We start from the raw sequence: 8,080 nt of genomic DNA, 5'->3' as shown, positions 1-8,080 counted from the left end.
GTCGGGGCTCACCTCTTCCCATTCCGAACAGAGAAGTTAAGCCCGATTGCGCAGATGGTACTGCAGTTATGTGGGAGAGTATGTCGCCGCCTTTTTTTTTGAAAACCCCGTTTTTAACGAAACGGGGTTTTTTGTTTTCAAGCGGTTCGGCGCAGTCACTGCGTTCGTGTCGCCGCCTTTTTTTAGTAACCCCAGCTTAAAAAGCTGGGGTTATTTTTTTTATAGGTACGCCGTGTTCCCCGCCAAGGAGGGTCGGTTCGCCGTCTTTTTTTGAAAAGCCTGTTTCGTTAGAAACAGGCTTTTTTGTTTTATGGTAGTGGTAAAAAAGTTTAAACGAACAAAGAAGTTAATCCCGAAGCTTCGGGACGATTGAGCAGAGTACTGTCCGCCTAGGCGTGATGGGAGAGTATGTGCTTCGCTTATTAGCAAGCTCGAGTCGCCGCCTTTAGCTTCGCTCAGTCGCGCATAGCCCTCGAGTCTTTTGAAACCCCTGTTTCTAACGAAACGGGGTTTTTTGTTTTGTATAAATAGTAAATAACGGTGTTTATTATTTAAGCATCACCACGCGAAAGGATTCCCTTGTCAGCGTGGTTTTTTTTCTATTTTAATATTAGATAAATTATAATTGCTGGCCCAACAATCAAAAAATGATAAATAAATTTTGTTCGAATATAATACTCAACTTGGATTATAAATATTTTCCAACCTGACATTTTGAAATAATCGTTTTTAGAAATTTTAAAGAATTCAAAGTCGATTGATTCGTGATTTTCATATTTTTTAAGAACGTTTCCATATTCTATCGACAATTCTTGTGCAAGTATATTTATTTTCTCATTGCTTTTCAGATTAGTTTTTAAATATCGAAGTTTATTGTAGAGATCACTAATTTCCAATGCGCAATTATGAAACTTGTCAGCTTTCAAAGCGTAATCATTCGCACTTTCAAGTTGACTAAACACTAAAATTAAAATTGATAATCCTGTAGAAATAAATCCTAATTGTTCATTTGAAACTATATGAGAATTATTTAATTTGAAAATACTTAATAATCCAATGATTATCATATAGCCAGAAAGAAATCCAATTGAATATGACGACAACTTATTTATTTTCTTTAATCTAGAGCTTGCAGTAAACCGTGCACCTTTTGTAGTCCAAAATTTAAAATTAAGTTCAACACTAAAATCTTTATCTAAATACAATTGGCCAGATGTTGTTTGCATCTCTTTGTTTGATTCATTTTCTGTCATAAGATTAATTTGATATAGTTTTTTGGAAATAACTACTAATGTTTTGTAGCTTATCGAATTGACTGATTTAGAAGTTCTTTCTTTCAATTTAGCCCAAAACCCGTCATTTTTGCAAACCGCTGTTAGCGGTTCGTTTTTTTTATATAGGTTGTTGTATCTAAAATACCCGCTTTTGTAAATGCGTCCTTTCTTTCTCTACAAGCTGAACATTCACCACAATGATTTTCTTGGTTACGCATACATGAACGAGTTATTTTAAATGGTATTTCTAGAGTTTGACCAAGTTTAACTACTTCTGATTTTGAAATTTCTAAAAATGGAGTTTCAAAAGTAAAGTTTCCTTTTTCGAATTTATTAATCAATTCAGAATAGCTTTTTACATAATCTTTTATCGTAGGAGCACTTTCGTAATCAACAGAATTTATTCCATTTATTACTTTGTCAAACCCTTTTAATATTGCGAATGTTGAAGCAAGTCCAAATAATGCATGAGGACAATTCTGGCTTTTTTCACCTGTCAATGATGTAAATCCAATTCCAATATTTATACCTTGTGAAAGTCCAAGAAAGTTTTCGGAAATTCCTTCCATATTCACTACTTCCAAATCAATGTCGTAGTGCATTGATACTCTTCGGGCAGCAGCCAATTCTCTTTTTGAATTTTCTTGTCCAAAGTTGAAGAAAATAGCTTTTACCGTATATCCTTCTTTAATTGCTTTTGCTAATGCTGTTGTGGAGTCAAGTCCGCCTGATAGCATGATTAATGTCTTGTTCTTTTTTGTCATGATTGTTTATTTTAATTGTTTATGTTTTTTTAAATGACCGCTTACTTATATATATGCACTACATAGTACCGTAAATCATCTAATTTTGAATAGATAAGCGTTGACATTATACTTTCTCAAACCTACTAAATATTTTTCAAATAGTAAAGCATAAGTAATTATTTTTAATTTATGAGTATTAGTTTTTTATGTTTTTAAATCGTTGCTCAAAAAATAGCACAAAAAAATCCGGCTCAAAAGAACCGGATTTGATGTATAATTGAGGTGTTTATTATTTCACTAAACCTCTTGAAATGACAATGCGTTGAATTTCAGAAGTTCCTTCATATATCTGTGTAATTTTAGAATCGCGCATCATTCGCTCAACGTGATATTCGCTCACATAACCGTTTCCGCCGTGAATTTGTACCGCTTCATTTGCCACTTCCAATGCAATTTCAGAAGCATACAATTTTGCCATCGCACCCGAATGTGCAATATCTTCACCGTTGTCTTTTTCGGTAGCGGCTTTGTGAATTAACAAACGCGCACAGGTAATTTTTACATGCATGTCGGCCAATTTAAACGCAATGGCTTGGTGGTTGAAAATAGGTTTTCCAAACGCCACACGCTCTTGCGAATATTTTAATGCCAATTCATAAGCGCCTTGTGCAATTCCTAATGCTTGAGAAGCAATTCCAATTCTTCCGCCGTTTAAGGTGGACATGGCAAAAGCAAAACCAAATCCGTCAGCGCCAATTCTGTTTTCTTTCGGTACTTTTACATCATTGAATAATAAGGTATGCGTATCCGATCCGCGAATTCCCATTTTCTTTTCTTTCGGGCCCACTTCAAAACCTGGCATTCCTTTTTCAACAATTAATACATTGATACCTTTGTGCCCTTTGGCAGCATCGGTTTGTGCTATAACTAAATAAGTAGAAGCGGTTCCTCCGTTAGTAATCCAGTTTTTGGTTCCGTTCACTAAATAGTGGTCGCCCATATCAATAGCTGTAGTTCTTTGCGAAGTAGCATCAGATCCTGCTTCGGGTTCCGACAAACAAAAAGCACCAATGACTTCTCCTTTAGCTAACGGGGTTAAATATTTTATTTTTTGTTCTTCTGAACCATATTTTTCTAATCCGGCACACACTAACGAGTTGTTTACCGACATGATTACGGCAGCAGAAGCGTCTACTTTTGCAATTTCTTCCATGGCCAACACATACGACAAACTGTCTAATCCAGCACCGCCATATTGTGGGTCTACCATCATTCCCATAAACCCAAGTTCGCCCATCATTTTAACTTGCTCGGTAGGAAATTTTGAATGTTCGTCTCTTTCAATAACTCCAGGTAATAATTCGGTTTGAGCAAAATCTCTTGCCGCTTGCTGAATCATTAAATGCTCTTCGGTTAATTTAAAATCCATATAATTTAGATGTATTGTTTGATAATTTACTATTTTGAGTCCCCAAATGTAACTAATAATTAGGAAAATTTCAATAACAATTTGTAATTTTAACCCATGTTTAAAGAAAACTACAACGTTATCGGTGTCATGTCGGGTACATCCTTGGATGGTGTTGATTTGGCTTATACTGCATTCAACAAGAAAGACCAATGGACGTATCAAATTTTGCACTCAGAGACCGTTGCGTACTCCCCAGAATGGGTGGAGCAATTGAAAAATGCGTTTCATTTTAGTACATCAGAATTAGAAGCGTTGAATGTTTCTTATACCAAATTGTTGGCTTCTATCATTGCCGATTTTATTTCGAAACATCAGTTGGTTGCCATTGATGCCGTTTGTTCGCATGGTCACACCATTTTGCACCAACCACACAACGGCTTTACGCTTCAAATTGGAAATTTACCGTTATTGCGCAATTTACTGGCGCATACTATAGTTTGCGATTTTAGAGTGCAAGATGTCGCGCTAGGGGGTCAAGGTGCACCATTAGTACCTATTGGAGATGAATTGCTTTTTTCGGAATATGACTATTGTTTGAATTTAGGCGGATTTTCGAACATCTCTTTTCATGAAAACGGAACCCGAATGGCGTTTGATATTTCGCCGGTCAATACGGTTTTGAATTATTATGCGAATGCCATGGGCTTGCCCTATGATGATGGGGGAGCTATTGCCAAAACGGGCACAATTCACGCCGAATTATTAGCCCAATTGAATGGGTTAACGTATTATAAAACGGCCTATCCCAAATCATTAGGAATGGAGTTTGTTCAAGAGATTATTTTTCCACAATTGCATTCGTTTCCTATTTCAGTTCCCGATGTATTGGCTACTTTTGTAGAACATATTGCCGTGCAAGTGGCTGCTGTTTGCCAACCCAACACCAAATTATTGGTAACGGGTGGTGGCGCTTATAATACCTTTTTGATGGACCGATTACAGCAGCATTTGCCGTCGGTTCAAATTACGATTCCAGAGGATAAAACCATACAATTTAAAGAGGCCTTAATTTTTGCTTTGTTAGGCGTGTTGCGATTGCGCAACGAGATCAATGTGTTGGCCTCCGTTACGGGTGCTCAACGCGATCATTCTTCGGGCCAAATTTATTCCTAAAATTTACCACCAAAAAATAGTGTTTAATTCCAAGAGCTTATACAGAATATGTATATTTGCAAAACCATAAAACGAATGTTACCATGAAAGATTTATTGCAAAAATTTGAAAATAAAGAACCAGAAATTGTATTCCATTGGAAAGACCCTGAAACAGAAGCTGAGGGATGGACTGTAATTAATTCCTTACGTGGTGGTGCTGCCGGTGGAGGAACTCGAATGCGAAAAGGTTTGGATATGAATGAAGTACTTTCGTTAGCCAAAACAATGGAAGTAAAATTTTCGGTTTCAGGACCGGCCATTGGTGGTGCAAAATCGGGTATTAACTTTGACCCAAACGATCCTAGAAAAAAAGGAGTTTTGGAGCGTTGGTATAAAGCGGTTTCGCCGTTATTAAAAAATTATTACGGAACGGGAGGTGATTTGAATGTAGATGAAATCCATGAAGTAATTCCAATGACCGAAGATTGTGGTGTTTGGCATCCGCAAGAAGGCGTTTTTAATGGTCATTTTAGACCTACTGAAGCTGATAAAATCAATAGAATAGGACAATTGCGTCAGGGCGTAATCAAGGTGCTTGAAAATCCTAACTTTTCTCCAGATGTTACTAGAAAATATACAGTAGCCGATATGATTACAGGATATGGTGTTGCCGAAGCGGCGCGTCATTATTATGATATCTATGGCGGAACCATCGTGGGTAAAAAAGCCATTGTACAAGGATTTGGAAATGTCGGTTCGGCAGCTGCTTTTTATTTGGCACAAATGGGTGCAAAAGTAGTAGGAATCATCGATCGAGATGGTGGAATCATGAACGAGAATGGATATACTTTTGAAGAAATTAAAGCCTTGTTTTTAAACAAAGATGGAAATAAATTAGTTGCAAAAAACATGATACCGTTTGCTGAAATCAATGCTAAAATTTGGTCAATGGGAGCGCAAGTTTTTGCGCCTTGTGCGGCTTCAAGATTGGTTACAAAAGAGCAAGTAGATCAAATGATAGCTTCTGGTTTGGAAGTAATTTCAAGTGGTGCCAACGTGCCTTTTGCCGATAAGGAAATTTTCTTTGGACCCATTATGGAAGCTACCGATCAAAAAGTAAGTTTAATTCCAGACTTTATTGCAAATTGCGGTATGGCTAGAGTTTTTGCTTATTTCATGGAGAAAAAAGTACAAATGACCGATGAGGCAATATTTTCGGATACGTCTAATAGAATTAAGACAGCGATTCAAAAAGCACATGCCATCAGTTCCGATAAAAAGGACATCAGTGCCACTGCTTTTGAAATTGCCTTGAAACAATTAGTATAAATTCATGCCACTAACCAAACTTTTTAAATCCTTTTTTGAGAGTGAAAAAGCGGGAGGTTTAATTTTATTACTCTGTACCGCGTTTTCATTGGTAATTTCCAATACTTCTTTTTCAGAAAGTTATCTAGAAATATGGCATTTTCCTGTTGCAAACCATAGTTTTGAGCATTGGATTAACGATGGGCTGATGGCCATTTTCTTCTTAATGATTGGATTGGAATTAGAGCGAGAAGTCTATATTGGGGAATTGTCTAAAATTAAAGATGCTATTTTACCTATTTCAGGAGCCTTAGGTGGGATGTTGTTTCCGGCCTTGATTTTTTTTCTATTTAATGCTGGTACCAAAACGCAATCGGGTATTGGTATTCCAATGGCTACCGATATTGCATTTGCACTAGGGATTTTATCATTAGTAGGCAATAAAGTGCCTAATTCATTGAAGGTTTTTTTAACGGCATTAGCAGTAATTGACGATTTGGGCGCCATAATTGTCATCGCTTTATTTTATACCAAAACATTATATTTTGCCAATTTGCTTATTTCCTTGGCGATTTTTGCCGGACTTTTGGTTTTGAACCGTATGAAAGTGTACCAACTTTGGATTTATTTAGTGGCAGGCGTGTTTATGTGGTATTTTATGTTGAATTCGGGCGTTCACGCGACCATTACAGGGGTGTTGTTGGCCTTTGCTATTCCTTTTCAAGATGGCACAGAAAAGACAATATCCTACAAATTGCAGCATTTTTTACACAAGCCAGTTGTATATGTGATTTTACCTTTGTTTGCCTTGTGTAACACGGCCATAATTATTGGTCCCGATTGGTTGCATAATTTTTCAGAAAACTATTCCTTAGGAATTATTTTTGGTCTAATTATTGGTAAACCTTTGGGGATAATTATTTTTTCATACGTAGTGATAAAATTTGGCTTAGCAAAAATACCTAGAGGTTTGAACTTAAAAAAAATATTAGGTGCCGGTTTTTTAGGGGGTATTGGTTTTACCATGTCAATTTTTATAAGTCTATTGGCTTTTGAGGATGCGGAAATTATTAATAACGCAAAGTTTATGATTTTGGTGGCCTCACTATTGTCTGGGATTATTGGTTTTTTATGGTTAAAAAAAGCATGTAAATAATTCGTGCAATTTTTATTTTATATTTACGTTTTAAATTAAAATCTTTTATTATGAATATTTTTCTTCAAATAGATACCGTTGCCACAGCTGCCAATCAAGCGGTAGAATCGATAGCAACTAAAAAAGAGTTGACGTTAATGGAAATTATTTTCAGCGGGGGCTTAGTGGGTCAAATCGTAATGACGGCTATTTTCATCATGTTGTTTTTAACGATCTACTTGTATTTAGAACGTCTTATGGCCATTAAAGCTGCCTCTAAAATGGATCAAAACTTCATGACACAAATTAAAATGCATTTGCAACAAGGAAAAATTGACAATGCAAAAATGTTGTGTGCGGCTACTAATTCTCCTGTTGCTCGCTTGATTGAGAAAGGGATATCACGCATTGGTAAGCCTTTGGAAGATATCAATATTGCTATTGAAAATGCCGGAAAACTAGAGGTGTATAAATTAGAGAAGAATGTGAGTTTGCTTGCCACATTATCGGGTGCGGGTCCGATGACGGGTTTCTTAGGAACAGTTATTGGAATGGTAATGGCATTTCACGAAATGGCAGCCAGTGGTTCTAATAAAATTGAGATGAGTGTATTGGCGGAAGGTATTTACACCGCAATGATGACCACCGTTGTGGGATTGGTTGTGGGGATTATTGCCTATGTTGGTTATAATCATTTGGTAAGCATTACCGATAAAATTGTACACATGATGGAAGTAAATGTTGTGGATTTCTTGGATGTACTTAACGAACCTGTTTAATTATGAACTTAAGAGGAAGAAATAAAGTAAACGCAGAATTCAACATGTCGTCCATGACCGATATTGTTTTCTTGTTGTTGATCTTTTTTATGATAGCCGTCACCACACTGACCAACACCAATGCCTTAGATTTGGTGTTGCCCAATTCGGCAGGACAATCCGATCAAGGCGAAACGATTTCGGTGAGTATTGATGGAAATTTCAATTATTTTTTAGATCAAGAACAACTTCCCATAGAACAATTAGAAGCAGCATTGCAACAAAAATTAGCCG

8 protein-coding genes and 1 rRNA gene are annotated in these 8,080 nt (G+C 36.6%); 6 read left to right on the top strand and 3 right to left on the bottom strand.

Annotation, left to right across the window (positions count from 1 at the left end):
• Positions 1-95 (top strand): 5S ribosomal RNA (gene rrf, locus ACIQ6Z_RS08175); the annotation flags it as partial.
• 504 nt (positions 96-599) lie between these two features.
• On the opposite strand, the gene ACIQ6Z_RS08170 is transcribed toward rrf, so the two are convergent.
• The 3 genes from ACIQ6Z_RS08170 to ACIQ6Z_RS08160 all read right to left on the bottom strand — a co-directional run bounded on the left by ACIQ6Z_RS08170 (position 600) and on the right by ACIQ6Z_RS08160 (position 3,449).
• Entirely contained in the window at positions 600-1,253 is a 654-nt protein-coding gene (locus tag ACIQ6Z_RS08170; RefSeq protein ID WP_396210412.1) for an SLATT domain-containing protein, read from the bottom strand.
• Positions 1,254-1,375: 122 nt separating this feature from the next.
• A complete protein-coding gene (locus ACIQ6Z_RS08165) occupies positions 1,376-2,038 on the bottom strand; it encodes a 7-cyano-7-deazaguanine synthase (protein ID WP_396210411.1) in 663 nt (220 codons plus the stop codon).
• Positions 2,039-2,309: 271 nt separating this feature from the next.
• On the bottom strand, positions 2,310-3,449 hold the full coding sequence (locus ACIQ6Z_RS08160) for an acyl-CoA dehydrogenase (RefSeq protein WP_396210410.1): 1,140 nt from the start codon (positions 3,447-3,449) through the stop codon (positions 2,310-2,312).
• A 96-nt stretch (positions 3,450-3,545) separates the two neighbouring features.
• Between ACIQ6Z_RS08160 and ACIQ6Z_RS08155 the strand changes: the two genes are divergently transcribed.
• From ACIQ6Z_RS08155 to ACIQ6Z_RS08135, 5 genes are all read left to right on the top strand, one after another.
• On the top strand, positions 3,546-4,604 hold the full coding sequence (locus tag ACIQ6Z_RS08155; protein ID WP_396210409.1) for an anhydro-N-acetylmuramic acid kinase: 1,059 nt from the start codon (positions 3,546-3,548) through the stop codon (positions 4,602-4,604).
• 83 nt (positions 4,605-4,687) lie between these two features.
• Positions 4,688-5,914 carry a Glu/Leu/Phe/Val dehydrogenase dimerization domain-containing protein gene (locus ACIQ6Z_RS08150; protein WP_396210408.1) on the top strand — a complete coding sequence of 409 codons (1,227 nt, stop codon included), beginning with the start codon at positions 4,688-4,690 and terminating at the stop codon, positions 5,912-5,914.
• 4 nt (positions 5,915-5,918) lie between these two features.
• On the top strand, positions 5,919-7,049 hold the full coding sequence (gene nhaA, locus ACIQ6Z_RS08145) for a Na+/H+ antiporter NhaA (protein WP_396210407.1): 1,131 nt from the start codon (positions 5,919-5,921) through the stop codon (positions 7,047-7,049).
• Between the two features lie 50 nt (positions 7,050-7,099).
• Positions 7,100-7,807: a MotA/TolQ/ExbB proton channel family protein gene (locus tag ACIQ6Z_RS08140; RefSeq protein WP_396210406.1), complete on the top strand. Its 708-nt coding sequence runs from the start codon at positions 7,100-7,102 to the stop codon at positions 7,805-7,807.
• A gap of 2 nt (positions 7,808-7,809) precedes the next feature.
• Positions 7,810-8,080, top strand: a 271-nt coding sequence (locus ACIQ6Z_RS08135) for an ExbD/TolR family protein (protein ID WP_396210405.1), incomplete at its 3' end; no start/stop codon positions are given.

The sequence above is a fragment of the Flavobacterium sp. genome, assembly GCF_044376915.1.
In the GTDB taxonomy this organism is placed as follows: domain Bacteria; phylum Bacteroidota; class Bacteroidia; order Flavobacteriales; family Flavobacteriaceae; genus Flavobacterium.
The sequence above is the reverse complement of the archived record's forward strand: the minus strand, read 5'-3'. Positions and strand labels throughout refer to the sequence as shown.

What these genes read in the sequence shown, in the direction of transcription:
- ACIQ6Z_RS08170 (WP_396210412.1), bottom strand. Translation starts at nt 1,253, where the DNA reads ATGACAGAAAATGAATCAAACAAAGAGATGCAAACAACATCTGGCCAA.
- ACIQ6Z_RS08155 (WP_396210409.1), top strand. Translation starts at nt 3,546, where the DNA reads ATGTTTAAAGAAAACTACAACGTTATCGGTGTCATGTCGGGTACATCC.
- nhaA (WP_396210407.1), top strand. Translation starts at nt 5,919, where the DNA reads ATGCCACTAACCAAACTTTTTAAATCCTTTTTTGAGAGTGAAAAAGCG.
- ACIQ6Z_RS08165 (WP_396210411.1), bottom strand. Translation starts at nt 2,038, where the DNA reads ATGACAAAAAAGAACAAGACATTAATCATGCTATCAGGCGGACTTGAC.
- ACIQ6Z_RS08140 (WP_396210406.1), top strand. Translation starts at nt 7,100, where the DNA reads ATGAATATTTTTCTTCAAATAGATACCGTTGCCACAGCTGCCAATCAA.
- ACIQ6Z_RS08160 (WP_396210410.1), bottom strand. Translation starts at nt 3,449, where the DNA reads ATGGATTTTAAATTAACCGAAGAGCATTTAATGATTCAGCAAGCGGCA.
- ACIQ6Z_RS08150 (WP_396210408.1), top strand. Translation starts at nt 4,688, where the DNA reads ATGAAAGATTTATTGCAAAAATTTGAAAATAAAGAACCAGAAATTGTA.